This window comes from Lwoffella lincolnii (genome assembly GCF_037201985.1).
Classification (GTDB): Bacteria; Pseudomonadota; Gammaproteobacteria; order Pseudomonadales; family Moraxellaceae; genus Psychrobacter; species Psychrobacter lincolnii.
The window spans coordinates 541,293-557,522 of record NZ_CP147511.1; the positions used below are offsets into that span (position 1 = coordinate 541,293).

18 protein-coding genes are annotated in these 16,230 nt (G+C 41.1%); 16 read left to right on the forward strand and 2 right to left on the reverse strand.

Annotated elements, in window-relative coordinates; genetic code table 11:
- Positions 1-111: 111 nt before the first annotated feature.
- Positions 112-534, forward strand: a complete 423-nt coding sequence (locus WDM69_RS02395; RefSeq protein ID WP_078306068.1) for a hypothetical protein — start codon at positions 112-114, stop codon at positions 532-534.
- Between the two features lie 83 nt (positions 535-617).
- Here the strand turns inward: WDM69_RS02395 and hpf are convergent, their stop codons facing one another.
- Positions 618-1,007, reverse strand: coding sequence for a ribosome hibernation-promoting factor, HPF/YfiA family (gene hpf / locus WDM69_RS02400; RefSeq protein WP_078306069.1), 390 nt, complete (start codon positions 1,005-1,007; stop codon positions 618-620).
- A gap of 302 nt (positions 1,008-1,309) precedes the next feature.
- On the opposite strand from hpf, the gene WDM69_RS02405 reads away from it, so the two are divergent.
- The 15 genes from WDM69_RS02405 to tsf all read left to right on the forward strand — a co-directional run bounded on the left by WDM69_RS02405 (position 1,310) and on the right by tsf (position 15,765).
- A complete protein-coding gene (locus WDM69_RS02405; protein WP_411350513.1) occupies positions 1,310-3,628 on the forward strand; it encodes a heavy metal translocating P-type ATPase in 2,319 nt (772 codons plus the stop codon).
- A gap of 175 nt (positions 3,629-3,803) precedes the next feature.
- On the forward strand, positions 3,804-5,120 hold the full coding sequence (eno, locus tag WDM69_RS02410; RefSeq protein ID WP_078306071.1) for a phosphopyruvate hydratase: 1,317 nt from the start codon (positions 3,804-3,806) through the stop codon (positions 5,118-5,120).
- A gap of 68 nt (positions 5,121-5,188) precedes the next feature.
- On the forward strand, positions 5,189-5,566 hold the full coding sequence (locus WDM69_RS02415) for an FtsB family cell division protein (protein ID WP_338755619.1): 378 nt from the start codon (positions 5,189-5,191) through the stop codon (positions 5,564-5,566).
- A 70-nt stretch (positions 5,567-5,636) separates the two neighbouring features.
- The gene (gene ispD, locus WDM69_RS02420; protein WP_338755620.1) at positions 5,637-6,383 is read left to right on the forward strand and encodes a 2-C-methyl-D-erythritol 4-phosphate cytidylyltransferase; all 747 of its coding nucleotides are present in this window, start codon (positions 5,637-5,639) and stop codon (positions 6,381-6,383) included.
- Between the two features lie 41 nt (positions 6,384-6,424).
- Positions 6,425-7,123, forward strand: a complete 699-nt coding sequence (gene rpe / locus WDM69_RS02425) for a ribulose-phosphate 3-epimerase (protein WP_338755621.1) — start codon at positions 6,425-6,427, stop codon at positions 7,121-7,123.
- Between the two features lie 33 nt (positions 7,124-7,156).
- Positions 7,157-7,495 (forward strand): hypothetical protein, encoded by a 339-nt coding sequence (locus WDM69_RS02430; RefSeq protein ID WP_338755622.1) that lies wholly within the window; start codon positions 7,157-7,159, stop codon positions 7,493-7,495.
- Positions 7,495-7,839 carry a hypothetical protein gene (locus tag WDM69_RS02435; RefSeq protein WP_338755623.1) on the forward strand — a complete coding sequence of 115 codons (345 nt, stop codon included), beginning with the start codon at positions 7,495-7,497 and terminating at the stop codon, positions 7,837-7,839. The genes WDM69_RS02430 and WDM69_RS02435 overlap by 1 nt, the downstream gene beginning before the upstream one ends.
- Before the next feature lie 157 nt (positions 7,840-7,996).
- The gene (locus tag WDM69_RS02440) at positions 7,997-8,287 is read left to right on the forward strand and encodes a hypothetical protein (protein ID WP_078306075.1); all 291 of its coding nucleotides are present in this window, start codon (positions 7,997-7,999) and stop codon (positions 8,285-8,287) included.
- Between the two features lie 539 nt (positions 8,288-8,826).
- Positions 8,827-9,774: a transporter substrate-binding domain-containing protein gene (locus tag WDM69_RS02445; protein ID WP_338755624.1), complete on the forward strand. Its 948-nt coding sequence runs from the start codon at positions 8,827-8,829 to the stop codon at positions 9,772-9,774.
- A gap of 222 nt (positions 9,775-9,996) precedes the next feature.
- Positions 9,997-12,246: an ATP-binding protein gene (locus tag WDM69_RS02450; protein WP_338755625.1), complete on the forward strand. Its 2,250-nt coding sequence runs from the start codon at positions 9,997-9,999 to the stop codon at positions 12,244-12,246.
- Positions 12,247-12,282: 36 nt separating this feature from the next.
- Positions 12,283-12,645 (forward strand): response regulator, encoded by a 363-nt coding sequence (locus WDM69_RS02455; protein WP_078306078.1) that lies wholly within the window; start codon positions 12,283-12,285, stop codon positions 12,643-12,645.
- 4 nt (positions 12,646-12,649) lie between these two features.
- Positions 12,650-13,102 carry a chemotaxis protein CheX gene (locus tag WDM69_RS02460; RefSeq protein ID WP_078306079.1) on the forward strand — a complete coding sequence of 151 codons (453 nt, stop codon included), beginning with the start codon at positions 12,650-12,652 and terminating at the stop codon, positions 13,100-13,102.
- 78 nt (positions 13,103-13,180) lie between these two features.
- A complete protein-coding gene (locus WDM69_RS02465) occupies positions 13,181-13,630 on the forward strand; it encodes a chemotaxis protein CheX (protein WP_338755626.1) in 450 nt (149 codons plus the stop codon).
- Positions 13,631-13,902: 272 nt separating this feature from the next.
- Positions 13,903-14,760 carry a 30S ribosomal protein S2 gene (gene rpsB / locus WDM69_RS02470; RefSeq protein WP_338755627.1) on the forward strand — a complete coding sequence of 286 codons (858 nt, stop codon included), beginning with the start codon at positions 13,903-13,905 and terminating at the stop codon, positions 14,758-14,760.
- 129 nt (positions 14,761-14,889) lie between these two features.
- Positions 14,890-15,765: a translation elongation factor Ts gene (gene tsf / locus WDM69_RS02475; RefSeq protein ID WP_078306082.1), complete on the forward strand. Its 876-nt coding sequence runs from the start codon at positions 14,890-14,892 to the stop codon at positions 15,763-15,765.
- Between the two features lie 88 nt (positions 15,766-15,853).
- Here tsf and WDM69_RS02480 read toward each other — a convergent pair whose 3' ends face one another.
- The gene (locus tag WDM69_RS02480; protein WP_078306083.1) at positions 15,854-16,225 is read right to left on the reverse strand and encodes a response regulator; all 372 of its coding nucleotides are present in this window, start codon (positions 16,223-16,225) and stop codon (positions 15,854-15,856) included.
- Positions 16,226-16,230 lie beyond the last annotated feature (5 nt).

Consider the following 16,230-nt stretch of genomic DNA (forward strand, 5'->3'; position numbering starts at 1 on the left):
AATGGCTTTAAACTGATTGAGCTTAGATAAGTACGATAAGGCAATTAAAGAAATGATTGACTATTCTAAAACTTTAAATCCTAATAATTTTAAAGAAAAAAGGATTGAAAAATGAAATTTCATTATCCACTTTTGTATCAAACATCTTTTCTGAAAGCAAAAAGCAGAGAAGAAATTCGTCAATTCTTGACTGAATATAGAGAGATTAAAAAAAATATATTTTCAGAAAACACCATGGATTTTTCATGGGGTGATGGTGTGGGTATTTTTTATTACCCTAATAATCAAGTAAAAGAAATTGAAATTTACTCGCCAAATTCAGCTTTTTATATGCAAGGTGTTGATATTTTTTCTGTTAACTTGAAAAAATTGAAAGATATTTTACATGGCATCAACAAAAAATACAAAATTGATGATGATGGTCTATGTATTGATGATGGTGTGCTAATTTTTTATATGCCTGACTACCCTAAAAGTGGTGATTTATCAAATATTGAAAGCGTTTTAATTAGAGAACATTGTAACAGTACTTGATGGTAAGCAAACATGTGCTTATAAAAAAGTGCCTAATTTAAGGCACTTTTTTTTGTTTTATTTTTTGTTTGTCTTAGTAAGATTTAAACAGCAACCACTGCTTTATCAATCACTGTTTCATCAGTCGATTGCCACAAATGGTGTTTTTGGTTGCGGTGTTTATGGTTGATGCGAGTTTTGTATTTGCGAATTTGCCTATCTAACTTATCTGCCATTTGGTTGATGGCTTGATACATGTCATCATCATGGCTACTGACAAACATCTCTTTGCCTGATACTCGCAAGATGGCTTCTGCTTTATAACAGTTGTGTCCTTGATGGGTGCTGTCACTGTGATGGTTATCAAGCGATAAAATCACGTTGATGCTTTGAATTTGGTCAAAATGACGTTCAACTTTTGACAGTTTGTTGATGACCGCTTCTTTCATGGCATCGGTGATGGTGAGATGATGGCTGTTAATGATGATATTCATGGTAAATTCCTTCTTAACAAACAATGCCTACCAATCTGTGTGTCATGTAATCACGATGTGTGTCATGCAATGACATTTAGGCAGGCAAGAGACAGATGTGATACCCAGTGATTATCACGCTTATCACGGTGGTCATCACGTCTTTAATTTGTCATAAAATACCGATGCTAGCAACCCATAAATTGGTTTATTTTTGTAAATATTTATTGCGGTGGTTTTTTATTTGGGTATAATTCAAATCTTTTATTTTTTGATTGTGTCCTTTTCTTTATATTCTTTATCATTTTATTGTTTGATTGACCATGCCTATTTACTCAAGTTCTTCTTCAAGTTCTGATTATCACCACGTCACTGATGACAGTGCTGATTCTAGCAACCCTAATGAGCGTCCTAATGAACAGTTGCGTTCACAATTTGTCGTGCAGGGCATGAGATGTCAAAACTGTGCCATTCGTATTGAAAAATCATTGAATAAAAAACCAATGGTTAAACAAGCATCGGTTAATTTTGCCAGTGAAATGGTAACGGTTGAACATACTGACCCACAGCTGACAGATGAACACATCATTGATTGGATACATGCCATTGGCTATGAAGCCAGAGCTTATCGATTGGACCATCAATTGGACCATCGATTGGACAGGGCGTCAGATGTTGATGAGGCAGATGGCATAAAAAATGAGTTGCCGTGGCGGTTAATCTTGTTGCTGATGTGTTTGTTGCCGTTTTTGTGGGGCATGTTGGGAATGTTATTGGCTCAAGGCATGAGCTGGATGCCGCCACTTTGGATACAGTTTGTCTTGGCAAGTTTTGTGCAGTTTGTGTTGGCTGTTCCGTTTTATAAAAGTGCGTGGAGTTCTATTAAAGAGAACATGGCAAATATGGACGTGCTGGTGGTGGTTGGTACGTTGGCAATTTGGGGCTATTCTACGGTGGTGTGGCTGGCACAGCTTGGGGTGATGAATGTCGGCTCTGTGATGGGTGGGCATGTGTATTTTGAAGCTGGGGTGATGGTGATTGCATTTGTGCGATTGGGCAAATATCTTGAGAATCGTACTAAATCACATACCTTAAACAGCATCAATTTGTTATTGTCTTTAACGCCAACTGTGGTTGAGCGTCGCTCTGATATGGGTGATTTTCATGAAGTGGCATTGAGTGATGTGCAGGTTGGTGATGTTTTGCGTGCCAAGCAAAGCAGTCGCATTGCAGCAGATGGTAAGGTCATTGAAGGCAATGGTTATTGTGATGAAAGTCACCTAACGGGTGAATCTAGGCAACTGAACAAGCAATGTGGTGATGATGTGTTGGCAGGGGCGTTGGTGGTTAATGGCAGTTTTTTGTATAAAGTGATGTCATTAGGCTCACAGACGCAACTTGGCGATATGATACAAGCCTTAAGTGAAGCCCAAGGCTCAAAAGCTCCCATGGCACGTATGGCGGACAAAGTGGCAGCGGTGTTTGTGCCTATGGTGATATTGATTGCCCTTGTAACTGCCGTGGTAACTTATCATTTTACCCAGTCGATTGAGACCAGTTTGTTACACAGTGTGTCGGTGTTGGTCATTGCTTGCCCTTGTGCGTTGGGACTTGCCACGCCTGCCGCCATCATGGCAGGCATGGGACTGGCGGCCAAATATGGCGTGTGGTTTAAAGATGCCAAGAGTTTAGAGCAGGCAGGCAATATCAATGTGGTGGTGATGGACAAAACGGGCACACTCACTGTTGGTAAGCCCAAAGTAGTGGATAAGATGTTGGTCAGTCATCAGATTGAGTTTAAAGACGTGTTACAACTGGTTGCCAGCCTTGAAGCACATACCAGCCACCCACTTGCTGTGCCACTGTTGGCGTTGGCGAAGCAATACAAGTTGCCTTTATTACCTGTGCATCAGGTGCAAGTGGTGGCAGGGCAAGGCATCATGGGGGTGATTGATGGGATAGGGCTGATTAAGGTGGGCAGTCCTGAATTGACAGGATTTGAATTTCCCAAACAGATGCCAAAAGTTTGGCAGTTAGCCAGTGTGGTTACGGTCAGTGCTGACGCTTATCCATTAGCAGCATTTGCTTTGGCAGATAAGCTAAAATCAGACGCTGCTGCCACGGTTAAAGCACTACAACACGCCAACATTGAAGTGGTGATGATGAGTGGTGATGGCAAATCGGTGGTCAGTCATATGGCAGATGAATTGGGTATTTTGCAAGCCTATGCACAGATGAACCCACGCCAAAAAGCAGAAAAAATCGCCAACATGCAAACTCAAGGGCAAAAGATTGCCATGGTGGGTGATGGGGTCAATGATGCTGCCGCCATGACTCAAGCAGATGCCAGTTTTGCCATGGCAAAAGCCACCGACATTGCACAACACAGTGCGTCTGCAAAACTGGTGGGTGAGTCGCTCCAGCATGTGTTTCATGCTCAACAAATAGCCAAGCAAACGCTGACCAACATCAAACAAAATCTGTTTTTTGCGTTTATTTATAATGTGATTGGCATACCATTGGCTGCATTTGGTTTTTTAAATCCCATGATTGCCGCTGCTGCCATGGCATTAAGTTCCATCTCGGTGTTGCTGAATGCGTTACGGCTCACGTACTACCAACCAACAGATGTTAAGGACTGATGTTAAGAGTTAAGAGAGATAAAGGGCTAAATTTTAATCATCTGTTTGGCATGAATATGGTATGATGTTGGCAGTCAAGCTTGGATATGTCAATCGAGCTTATTCATTTATCAAGTTATCATTGGTCATTGACTTTATTTATTTTAATTTTGCCATCATCTTGTGAGATTTTGCCATGTATGCTGAAGAAGCCAAACATACTTATGAAATTCAAGACATTCGAGCTCGTGAAATTTTAGACTCACGGGGTAACCCCACCATCGAAGCCGATGTCATTTTGGCAGATGGGACGTGCGGACGGGCATCAGCCCCCAGTGGGGCATCAACAGGCTCAAGAGAAGCACTGGAATTAAGAGATGGCGACAGCAAACGTTATATGGGCAAAGGGGTAAAAAAAGCCGTTAGTAACGTCAATAGTCAAATTCGTGCAGCTTTATTAGATGTCAATGTCCATGAACAACAACGCATTGATGATATTATGATTGAGCTGGACGGTACAGACAACAAAGCCAACCTTGGGGCAAATGCCATGTTGGCAGTTTCACTGGCGGTTGCCAAAGCTGCCGCCAAATCACACAAACTGCCATTGCACCAATATATTGCCAATTTACGTGGTCAAACTGCCTTAACCATGCCAGTGCCGATGATGAATATTTTAAATGGGGGGGCTCATGCTGACAACACGGTTGACATTCAAGAATTTATGATTGAGCCTGTTGGCTTTACCAGCTTTTCTGAAGCATTGCGAGCAGGGACAGAAATTTTTCATAGCTTAAAGTCGGTGCTAAAAGGGCAAGGGCTAAACACCGCTGTTGGCGACGAAGGGGGGTTTGCTCCTAATTTGCGTAGCAATGAAGAAGCCATTACCGTCATTATGCAGGCGATAGAGCAGGCAGGCTATAGAACAGGCAAAGACATTCATCTGGCGTTAGATTGTGCTGCCAGCGAATTTTATCAACATGGGCAGTATGTATTGGCAGGTGAAAATAACAAAAGTTTTGACAGTCAAGGATTTGTTGATTATTTAACCAGTCTTGTCAGACAATATCCCATCATTTCTATCGAAGATGGCTTAGATGAATCAGATTGGGACGGTTGGCGTTATCTAACCCAGAAGCTGGGAGATAAAATACAATTGGTTGGTGATGATTTGTTTGTAACCAATCCTGCCATTTTACAGCAGGGCATTGATAAGCAAATTGGTAATGCCATTTTGATTAAATTTAATCAAATCGGAACTTTATCTGAAACGTTAGATGCCATTTATTTGGCAAAAGAGCATGGCTATGCGACCGTCATTTCACACCGCTCAGGTGAGACTGCTGACAGCACCATCGCTGATTTGGCAGTGGGTACTGCTGCTGGACAAATCAAAACAGGGTCATTGTGTCGTTCAGATAGGGTTGCTAAGTATAATCAGCTGTTGCGAATTGAACAGCAAGTGCGAGCAAGCTATCGTGGGTCTCAAGAGTTTATTGGATTGCGTGGTTAATGTTGCTCTGAGTTAAAAAAAGTTAAGCTAAGAAAAAAGTGAAGAAAATACGGTTTTGGTTGTGATTGATGAAGTATTTAGCTCAGTTGTTGTTATTGCTGGTGGCGGTGGTGGTGCTTGCGTCATTGCAATACCAATATTGGTTTGGTGGTAGAGGGTATGATGCACGCAATGCCTTACAACAACAAATCAAGGAAAAAGAAACCCTAATCGAAGAGCAACACGCTAAGAATCGCATCTTAGTTGCTGATGTCAAAGACCTAAAAACAGGATTAGAAGCAGTAGAAGAACATGCACGTTTGGACTTAGGATTAATCAAACCATACGAGACCTTTGTGCAGTTTTCCACCGCCGATGTGCCAGTAACCAACCCCAACCATGACGTATTAAAAACTCAGCCCCCCATTGAAGATGCGATTGAGCCAATTCCTGAAGGGATAAATTGATGATGGAGATGATAGATACATTGACAATGGACACATTGATAATGGATAAGTTAATTCCGTCGAGGACACAGTGACGCTGGTTAAAGCAAACGGACAAGTATATGGCTTGGTGGTGGCAGCGGGTGTGGGCAGTCGCTTTGGTGGACATCAACCCAAGCAATATGTTCAAGTGGCTGGCAAGACCATTTTAGAACATGGGTTATTGCGGTTGGCACAGAGCAATCAGCTTAAGCATCTGTATTTGGTGGTGGCAAAAGATGATGGCGTTGCCACACAAATCGCACAGCACCTAACTGACGATGTCAGCTTTTGTGTTCCCATGACTTTGGTAGAAGGTGGCAAAGAGCGTTGGCAATCAGTTTGGCAAGGAGTGATTGCCATTGCCAATGCAGGGGCTGACCCTAACGATTTGGTGCTTATTCATGATGCAGCCAGACCTTGTGTGGCGGTCGATGACATTCATAGCGTGCTGGCAGTTGCCCATCAGCAACCCTATGGGGCAATACTGGCCACGCCTGTGGCAGATACCCTTAAAAAGGTAGATGCACATGGACAAATACAACAGACGATACAACGGCAAAATTTATGGCAAGCACAAACGCCACAAGTATTTCGGCTCAAAGAGTTACAACACGTTCTCAGTTATGTTGCCAAGCAGCATATAACTACCCAAAGCAGTCACATCACCGATGAGGCCAGTGGTTTTGAGCAGTTGGGTTTGCCCATTTATGTTGTGGAAGGCAGTCGTAGCAATATTAAACTGACTTATCCAAGTGATTTACAAATGATTGAAGCACTATTATCCATTCATGTCTAGTACCCATCAATATCAAGTATCCATCAATATCGAGGTAAACTGTGACTGATTCTCACTATCTGATAGCCCCATCTATTTTATCAGCGGATTTTGCTCGTTTGGGTGAAGACGTTGCCAACGTCATCACCGCAGGGGCAGACGTGGTGCATTTTGATGTGATGGATAACCATTATGTTCCTAACTTAACATTTGGCAGCATGATATGCCAAGCACTTAAGGATTATGGAATAACCGCTCCCATTGACGTACATTTGATGGTCAAACCTGTTGATGGCATGATTGAGCAATTTTTAGAGGCAGGGGCAGACATCATCACCTTTCACCCTGAAGCCAGCGAACACATTGACCGATCATTACAACTCATCAAAGATGGCGGTGCAGAATGCGGCTTGGTATTTAACCCCGCCACACCCCTTTACCATCTTGATCATGTGATGGATAAGCTTGATCAGATTCTTTTGATGAGTGTCAATCCAGGTTTTGGTGGGCAAACCTTTATTGGCAGTACGCTTGATAAAATCCGCCAAGTGCGTGAACGCATTGATGCCAGTGGCAGACGTATCCGTTTAGAGGTTGATGGTGGGGTAAAAGCAGATAACATTCGGGCCATTGCCGAAGCTGGGGCAGATATGTTTGTGGCTGGCTCTGCCATTTTTAACCAACCTGACTATGCCAAAGCCATCGCTGACATGCGTGAACAGCTGGCACAAGTAACGCCTAACTGCCATCATGAGCGATAAACAGTTCATGAGCGATAACAAATTTGACCATCAATGATGAACACTGAATCACATAATATCCGCTCATCAACCCAAACCAAGGTTTCTGTCATTCCCAAAGGCTACACCATTGGACTTGCCATCTTGGCAGTGTTGCTTAGTACGGTGGGATATGGATTTCGCTTGGCATTTGGTGAACCTTGGCAACAGGTTGTAACTCATGCTGTGATTATCATTCCCACATTTGTGCTGGGTTTTCCATTGCTGATGTGGCTGGGAGCAAAAGTATTTACTCGCATCACAGGTAACGATGTGCATCATCGCAACGCCATCACGCTTGGGTTGTTGCTCTCTTGTGTAACCATGCTGTGGTTAATGGGAACATATAGCTGATGAACCTAAATCCAAATGACTCACAAGATTTACAGTCGGTAACAGCCAACAAACACTCAATCTTTGATAAGTTATTCCCCAATGACTTACCAAGGGGACTGTTTGTTGCTCTGATTATGGCGTGCTTGTTGCTTGGGTTGGCGGCATTGCGTTATCGACAAGATGCGTGGCTTGCTGTTTTGGAGCAATGGTTATTTATGCTCATCATCATTCCCACCGCCACTGCCGTGATAACCTTACCACACAAATACCGAGAACCCAGTTTTGATGTAAAAAAGGCGTACTATCTTGGCATGTTTGTGGCATTCTTGTTTACCTTGGCCAAATTACGTTATTGGCGTTAAGACGTTCAGAGACATGCCTTAGCCCTTGAATGAGCCTTTTGATTAGCCCCTTGAAATTCATGATTAAAACAACCATTATAACAGTTGCGACATGGTTGGTTTTTAATAAATTTGGTTGTTAAAAAGAGCAACAAACTGGTTAGTAAAAGGAACTATCATGCAACATAATGCAGATGTGGATACCCATATGGAAGAAGGCTTTACCCAAGAGACCATGCTGGAGCTGATTGAGCTTGAAGATGGCAGTTTGGTTTTAAGAGACGTGCATGGTAAAGAAGAGCCAATGGTAACCATTGATTTTTCAGAAAAAGTCAAAAGCATGCTTGGGCAAGAAGTGCGTATGGTTGGCCAGCACATGATACACGCTGCCATTCAAAGCATCATGTATCAACAGCTTAAGCAATGGCATGCCAACGTTTATGACGAAGAGCCACCCCATTACAGCTAATGATGTCAAGCAAAAAAAGACCAGCAGTAACTGGTCTTTTTTTATTGAATCTGTTGAAGTGCCAATTTGCGTTATTTGCGTGATGATTTGATGCGATTGGCATAATAAACAAAAGTGTGCTGTTTTTAAAATCATTGAACGACATTATCCCTTATATGACATTTTTTATCTCTTTTACATTTATTTTATCAGGCTTTTTTATTTTTTGTGGTTTGTGGAGAATTTAATCTTATCATCATTCACTTGGGCATCATTTTTAGTAAATTTATGTTGATAAATTCAATAAAAATAAAAAATTGGTGAACAAAATTTTATTGCTAAGCCACATCACTCAACCAGTTGCTGACAGTTTTATTAAATTTGATTAAATGTTTGTATTTTTGCTTAAAATTTGTCATTATGAATAAATATCAAAGTATTATTGTATGTTCACTTTATTAAAATTAAGCAAAAAGATTAAAATTAAGCAAAAAGTGCCAACCTAACTCAAATTTAAACCCAAACCAAACTTAGCTTAACCATAAACACCAAGGTGCAATATGAATCATTCTTCATTCATCAATGTATTAACCAAAAACATGTTAACCAAAAACGTGTTAACCAAAAACGTTGTCAGAAAAAGTGTCTTAACCAAATCATCATTTGCCAAATGCTCAGTCAAACCATTATCTTTGATGTTGTTGTTCACAACTGCCAGTCTGTTATCAGGGTGTGGTGGTTCGCCTGATGGCGGTTCGACAAGTGGCTCTGGAGAGACGCAAACCCATGCTTCATCTGATGTGGCTGACAACCCAAACAATACCGCTGATACTACCAGCACAGCCAGCTATAAAGTCTATACCGATGCTGATGGCATGCCTTTTACCTATCGGGACGAAAAAGGACAACCGACAGGGTTTGATATTGATGTGCTAAATGCCATCGCCCAAGATCAACACTTTGCCGTTACCTATGAAGTGCTGCCGTGGTCATTGATATTGCCCAGTATGGCTGAAGGCAAAGCGGACATCGCCATTGCCCACATCAGCATCACCCCCGAGCGTCAAAAAACTCACAACTTCTCAAATTCTTATTACGTCTCACACCAGGCAGCCCTAACCAAACCTGAACTTGCCAATATCACGTCTTTTAAAGGCTTAGATGGTCATAGGGTGGAAGTTTTATCAGGGTCAATACAAGAAGAGATAATACAACAAATGGGCATTAGCACCACAAACAAAGACATGGTGTTTCCGCTAATCAAAAGTTTGGTCAATGAACAAACCGATGCGGTGGTGCTTGACAGTGGAATCTTACAATATTATCAACAGCAACAGGCAGATATGAACTTTGGTTTAGTGATGGACAAAGAGTTTGGTGATGACCCTTATGGCATTGTGGTAAAAAAAGACAACACAGAGTTACTTAATCAAGTCAATCAAGGACTGGCCAACATTCGTCAAAATGGCAAATATCAACAAATTGAGCAAAAATGGTTTGGGCAATAAAAGCAACTTATCATCAAACAGTTCATACTGTATGATTGAACAAACTTATTATCAATCGGTTTTTAATTTAAAATTATTGATTTATCTGAAATAATTATGAAATAATTAATAATTAAGTCATCATTTGTGGTATTCTAGTTTCAAATGTTAGCATCATGTTAGATGATGTTTACTATAAAATTTTAGTAATAAGATTTTTAATGATTTATAGGGTATGTATCTATGGCTAAAAATAACGCACTTAACACAGGTCGTTATCGAGGTTTGATTATCTCGATCATCATATTTTTGCTGTTGGTTGCCAGTTTTTTGGCATTTACCATTTACTCAACAGAACAACTGGCTCGTTATGAAGCCCTACTTAACGTTGCTGATAAAGTCTCGATTGATGAGCAGGTGGCCATCAAACATCTATTTGATTTACAAAACTCACAAGGTGAGGACATCAACTCTCCGCATTATCGTACGGTGAGCCAAGGTTTAAAAGAAGCGTCAGCAGATATTTCCCAAAACCTTGATGCCATTTTGAATGCAGGGGTTGCCATCGACTTTACTGGTGCTAATGAGCAGATGCCGCATATCAATGACTCACAAACTTTGGCTTTGGCAGGTGAGTCAAAAGCAGAATGGGAAAAATTAAAACCTAAGATTGATGATTTCTTGGCTGTTTCTGGTGATATCACCAAAGACTCTAGAACTGAACTGGCGGTCGCTGTTGAACAGGCCAAGACGTCATCGGTGGTGATGACCGAGAGTTTTCAGGATTTAAACCAACATATCCGTGGCATCGTGTTTGGTCTTACCAAACGAATTGAGATTGCTCAGTTTCTTGCCATCGCAGTGATGGTTACTTATTTGGTGTTCTTTATTTTCATCGCCTTGCGTCGTTTGCGTATTGCTGATGCTGAAACCATCGAAGCTCGCCGTGAAACCGAAGAAATCATGGAAACGGTAAACACAGGTCTGTTCCTACTTGATAAAGATTTAAACATCGGTAACCAACACTCTAAAGCACTTAAGGACATTATCGGCACAGATCGCATAGCGGGTGAAAAATTTGACAGCATATTGCGTGGTCGCATTTCTGATAAAGACCTAGAGACCACTCGCCAATTCATCGGTCAGTTATATAACCCAAGGGTAAAAACAAAACTGGTCAATGACTTAAACCCATTGAATAAAGTCAATCTGCACAGTGAGTCTGAAGATGGGGTGTCTAGTCGTTATTTGGACTTTAGATTCTCTCGTGTTTATGAAGGCAAAGACATTGCTCGTATTTTGGTTAACGTACAAGATGTGTCTGATGCGGTGTTACTAGAGCAACGCCTTGAAAAAGAACGTGCTCAAAATGACATGCAGGTTGAGATGCTCACCACCATCTTAAACGTAAGCCCAGCATTAATTAATGACTTTATTAATAACACCAAAGCCCACATCGATAAGATGAACAACATTCTTAAAAATCCTGGCAGTTCTCAGTTTGAGTTAGAAGGAAAACTTAAGTCGCTATATAGAGAAATGCACAGCTTAAAAGGCGAAGCTTCCGCCTTGAAGTTACATAGCTTTACCAAGATTGCCACCGATGCAGAAGACAAACTTCAAGCCTTGCAAAACCAAAATCAGCTATCGGGTAATGACTTTCTGCCATTGGCGGTGCATTTAGATGATTTATTAAGTCTGTCTCAGACCATTGAAGCTTTGGGTGAACGCATCACGGCATCTTCTGGTGTCAATCCGACCGCTACCAAACCATCGCAAGATACTGTTACTGTCGAAGATATCACCAATAATTCCACCAATCATACATCAACCCAAACAACAGCCAATCACTTAACACAACAACAAACAGATGGCATGCAATCTGCTAATGTGGATATTGACTTTGATGAACATCATGCCACACAAAAATCATTATCGTCGATTGAAAGCTACTATAAAAACTTTGCTGACGATATTGCCAAACGTCAGGGCAAACAAATTGAGATGCACATTGAAGGTTTTGATGCCATTGATGACATGGACATGTCAAATGACACACAATCTGCAATCAAAGAAATTGCCTTGCAATTGATACGAAATGCCATTGTTCATGGTGTTGAGACGCCAGAGCAGCGCAAATTGTCATTTAAAACCACCACAGGTGTGATTAATATGGCTTTGGCAGAACAAGATGATATGATTGTTCTTACTGTTGAAGATGATGGTCATGGCATTGATTATGATAAAATTCGCCAAAAATTGTTAAGCTTGGGAAGACATTCTGAAGATGAAGTTAAAGAATTGAGCAAACAGCAATTATTAAGTACTCTTTTTTCATCAGGATTTACCACCAAAGAGTCAGCCGATGAAGATGGTGGGCGTGGTGTTGGGCTGGATATCATTAAGTCACGTACCAAAGAGTTGGGTGGTAAGTTAAATGTACACAGCGAATATGGTCGTCTGACTCGCTTTAATGTAAAATTACCCAAGTAATCCAGCATAGACTTTTAGCCAATGAGTAGATAAACTATGTACAAACTTATGATTGTTGATGATTCTAATATCATCCGTAACCGCATTCAAAGAGCTTATGATTCTAATCATTTTATGTTGGTAGCGACTGCCACCAGTGGAGTAGAAGCGGTAGAAAAATTTGAAGTTCATCGTCCAAATGTGGTTACTATGGACATTACTATGCCACACATGGACGGTCTTGAATGTATTGAAAAACTGGTTTCGATTGATGAGAATGTTCGAATTTTGGTCGTCTCTGCCTTATCTGATAAGGCAACAGGCATTGAAGCATTGTCATTAGGCGCCAGTGGTTTTTTATGTAAACCGTTTTCAGAAGAAGAATTGGTTGCTGCCTTAGATGAGTTAACTCAGGATTAGTTTTATGAAAGAAAAAAAACTGCAAATATTTGTTGATATTGTCCGTCATTACTTTGACCAGTTTGGCGAAGAAGAGCTGGTGGTTGATACGCCATATCTGTTAGAAAATACCCAAAATCCCAATGTTAAAGAATACACAGGATTGATTGGCATTTCAGGTGTTCATAAAGGTGTGGTTTATGTAACAGCTTCTCAAGAATTACTAGAGAGCATTTTGCTAAGAATGGGCGAAGAAGTCAGCGATGAGCTGATGATAGATTTGGTTGGTGAAATCGCCAACACCATATCAGGCAATGCTCGCACAGAATTTGGACATGAATTCCACATTTCAGTGCCTTTTGTGTTCAAAGGTGCGCCACAAAGTGTCATCTTGCCCAGAGAAGAACGTTCTTTTATTATTCCTGTCACATGGCAAGGTCATGCTGGTGAGATTGTTATTTGTCTAAAAGACAGTTAATGCAAAAAGACAGCTAATATAAAATAACATCAAGCAGTCACTCTATTGATAAATAGATTAATTACGGAACCATAAACTATGGTTAAAGCAGAAAAGCTGGGGGTGTTTATCACTTCAGTGATGGCGTTTTTTATGCAAGTGGGTTATCCTCTTGAAGAAATAGGCACGCCATACATCAGCTCAAATACCGACATCAGTGTTTATGATTATACTGGCATCATTAGTATTACAGGACCATTAAAAGGTAGTGTGTTTGTCAGTGCTCCTAGTAATCTATTGCGTGAAGTGCTTAAGGTCATGCAAGAGCCAGACACCACCATCACATTGATGAAAGATTTGGTGGGGGAGATTGCCAATACCATTGCGGGTAATGCTCGTACTGAATTTGGCTCAGAATTCATCATCTCTACACCCAAGGTGGTTGATGGCTTGCCTCCTGCCAGTTATCTACCAAAAGACCGTCGCAGTTACATCATTCCTTTTCGATGGCGGGGAATGCCTGGCGTTATTGGTATCAGTGTAACGTAAGCTTTCCAATAAAACTTTTAATTGAAAAGATCAGACCGTTATTTTATAATAGCGGTTTATTTTATTTATCAACCAATGACACACACATTGCCCAACGGTAAACTGGGTGTTTGTAAGCTTGATTAATTCTCATGATTAATTGATGAACTCTGATGATTGGATTAAATTCTGATGATTAAATGTTGATGATTAGTTATTATGATGCGAATGCGTGCTTATGAATCAGTTTTACTGGCAATGTGGAGGCATAACCCAAACTTTAAGGAACTTTTATGTCAAGCAATAACCCAACTCAAGTCTCTATGCGTGAGCTGTTGCAAGCAGGCGCTCACTTTGGACATCAAACCCGTTTTTGGAATCCAAAAATGGCACCTTTTATCTTTGGTGCTCGCAATAAAATCCACATCATCAACTTAGAGCATACCGTTAAAGCTTTTAATGAAGCCCTAAATTACGTCAACAATTTGGCATCAAAACGTAACAAAATCTTATTTGTCGGTACCAAACGTGCTGCCAGTGGTGTTATCCGTGAGCAAGCTCGCCGTGCAGGCATGCCTTATGTTGACCATCGTTGGTTGGGTGGCATGCTGACTAACTGGAAAACCTTGCGTCAATCCATCAACCGCCTAAAAGAGCTTGAAACTCAATCACAAGATGGCACATTTGCTAAGCTGACCAAACGTGAAGCTCTAGAGCTGACACGCAGTATGGAAAAACTTGAGCGTTCACTTGGTGGCATCAAAGACATGGGCGGCTTGCCAGATGCCATCTTTGTGGTGGACGTTGATCATGAAGCCATCGCCATCAAAGAAGCCAAAAATCTGGGCATTCCTGTCATCGGCATCGTGGACACCAACTCAAATCCTGATAATGTTGATTATGTCATTCCTGCCAATGATGATGCCATTCGTGCGGTAACTTATTATGTGACTGCCATGGCAGATGCCATCATCGCAGGTAAAGAGTACGCCCAAGCACAAGCAGGTGGCAAAATTGAGCAAGCCCAAGAGCAAGTTCAAGAACAAGCCCACAGCAGTCAAAACGTTTCTGTGTCTGATGTGGTGCCAGAAGACACTGCCAACGCACCTACTGTTGAAGCGGTCGCTGCAACTCAAGAAGTGGGTCAGTAAGTTAAGATTAAGAAGTTTAAATGTCGCTGATAACTTAACCGTTGATATGAATTAGCATTGATATAAGTGAGCGGTGATGTAAGTTAGCGGTGATATGGGTTAAAACATAAAAAAATAAGAGGTATCAACATGGCACAAGTATCTGCCAAAATGGTAAAAGAACTGCGTGATCGTACTGGTTTGGGTATGATGGAATGCAAAAAAGCGTTAGAAGAAGCAGGTGGTGATATTGAGCTTGCCATCGATAATTTGCGTAAATCTGGTCAAGCCAAAGCTGCTAAAAAAGCAGGCAACATTGCTGCTGATGGTGCGATTATTATTGCTCAAGAGGGCAACAAGGCGTTATTGTTAGAGGTGAATTGTCAAACTGACTTTGTGGCAAAAGATGATAACTTCACAAACTTTGCTAATAAAGTGGCACAAATCGCTTTGACCAATAACACCACTGATGTGGCTAAAATCTCTGAGCTTGACTATGACGGACAGACTGTTGAAGAAGCTCGTGTGGCATTGGTACAAAAGATTGGTGAAAATATCCAAATTCGCCGTGCTGAGGTCATCGAGGGCAATAATCTGGGTGCATATCGTCATGGTATCCGTATTGGTGTTGTGGTTGCTACCGAAGGTGGTAATGAAGAAACCAATAAAAACCTAGCCATGCACATCGCTGCCTTTAACCCAATAGCGGTAGATGACACAGATGTACCAGCGGATACTTTGGCTCGTGAAAAAGACATCATCGAAGCTAAGGCTAAAGAGTCAGGCAAGCCTGATAACATCGTTGAGAAAATGATTGAAGGTGGTTTGCGTAAATATCTAGATGAGGTAACGTTATTGCGTCAACCTTATGTGATGGATAATGATAAGCAAGTCGGTGATGTTTTAAAAGCTGAAGGTGTCAAAGTGTTGGGCTTTAAACGTTTGGAAGTGGGTGAAGGCATTGAGAAAAAAGAAGAGAACTTTGCTGATGAAGTTGCCGCTGCCCAAGCTGCTGCTAAGAAATAACTTTCTAGTCTAAATAGAAAAATAAAAAAAACCAAGCGAAAGCTTGGTTTTTTTGTGTGCTGTAAAGGTCAAAGGTTTGAACAAACGGTTATTTACGATTTACTGCCATCAGTTTGTGCAACGCATTGGTCAAGTCTTCTTCACTAAAGGGTTTGCCGACAAAGCCACGGGCACCTAATTTAAGTGCCTGTAGGGCAGTGGCTTTATCAGATAGGGCTGAGACGACTAAGATACTGACTTTACGATTTTTGGCAACAATTTTCTCAATACATTCTAGTCCGTCCATTTTTGGCATGGTCAAATCCATGGTGATTAAATCTGGTTGAAATTCTTCAAACAGTTTAAGAGCTTCTTCGCCATTACTGGCCTGAGCCACAATATTGATGTCAGAAGCCAGTACGCTACGTCCAATACGATTACGAATGATATTTGAGTCATCAACGATCATTAAAGTATACATAAGAA

Excerpts from the sequence above, each read along its gene's own strand:
- WDM69_RS02395 (WP_078306068.1), top strand. The coding sequence starts at position 112 with ATGAAATTTCATTATCCACTTTTGTATCAAACATCTTTTCTGAAAGCA.
- hpf (WP_078306069.1), bottom strand. The coding sequence starts at position 1,007 with ATGAATATCATCATTAACAGCCATCATCTCACCATCACCGATGCCATG.
- WDM69_RS02405 (WP_411350513.1), top strand. The coding sequence starts at position 1,310 with ATGCCTATTTACTCAAGTTCTTCTTCAAGTTCTGATTATCACCACGTC.
- eno (WP_078306071.1), top strand. The coding sequence starts at position 3,804 with ATGTATGCTGAAGAAGCCAAACATACTTATGAAATTCAAGACATTCGA.
- WDM69_RS02415 (WP_338755619.1), top strand. The coding sequence starts at position 5,189 with ATGAAGTATTTAGCTCAGTTGTTGTTATTGCTGGTGGCGGTGGTGGTG.
- WDM69_RS02430 (WP_338755622.1), top strand. The coding sequence starts at position 7,157 with ATGATGAACACTGAATCACATAATATCCGCTCATCAACCCAAACCAAG.
- WDM69_RS02435 (WP_338755623.1), top strand. The coding sequence starts at position 7,495 with ATGAACCTAAATCCAAATGACTCACAAGATTTACAGTCGGTAACAGCC.
- WDM69_RS02440 (WP_078306075.1), top strand. The coding sequence starts at position 7,997 with ATGCAACATAATGCAGATGTGGATACCCATATGGAAGAAGGCTTTACC.
- WDM69_RS02445 (WP_338755624.1), top strand. The coding sequence starts at position 8,827 with ATGAATCATTCTTCATTCATCAATGTATTAACCAAAAACATGTTAACC.
- WDM69_RS02450 (WP_338755625.1), top strand. The coding sequence starts at position 9,997 with ATGGCTAAAAATAACGCACTTAACACAGGTCGTTATCGAGGTTTGATT.
- WDM69_RS02455 (WP_078306078.1), top strand. The coding sequence starts at position 12,283 with ATGTACAAACTTATGATTGTTGATGATTCTAATATCATCCGTAACCGC.
- WDM69_RS02460 (WP_078306079.1), top strand. The coding sequence starts at position 12,650 with ATGAAAGAAAAAAAACTGCAAATATTTGTTGATATTGTCCGTCATTAC.
- WDM69_RS02465 (WP_338755626.1), top strand. The coding sequence starts at position 13,181 with ATGGTTAAAGCAGAAAAGCTGGGGGTGTTTATCACTTCAGTGATGGCG.
- rpsB (WP_338755627.1), top strand. The coding sequence starts at position 13,903 with ATGTCAAGCAATAACCCAACTCAAGTCTCTATGCGTGAGCTGTTGCAA.
- tsf (WP_078306082.1), top strand. The coding sequence starts at position 14,890 with ATGGCACAAGTATCTGCCAAAATGGTAAAAGAACTGCGTGATCGTACT.
- WDM69_RS02480 (WP_078306083.1), bottom strand. The coding sequence starts at position 16,225 with ATGTATACTTTAATGATCGTTGATGACTCAAATATCATTCGTAATCGT.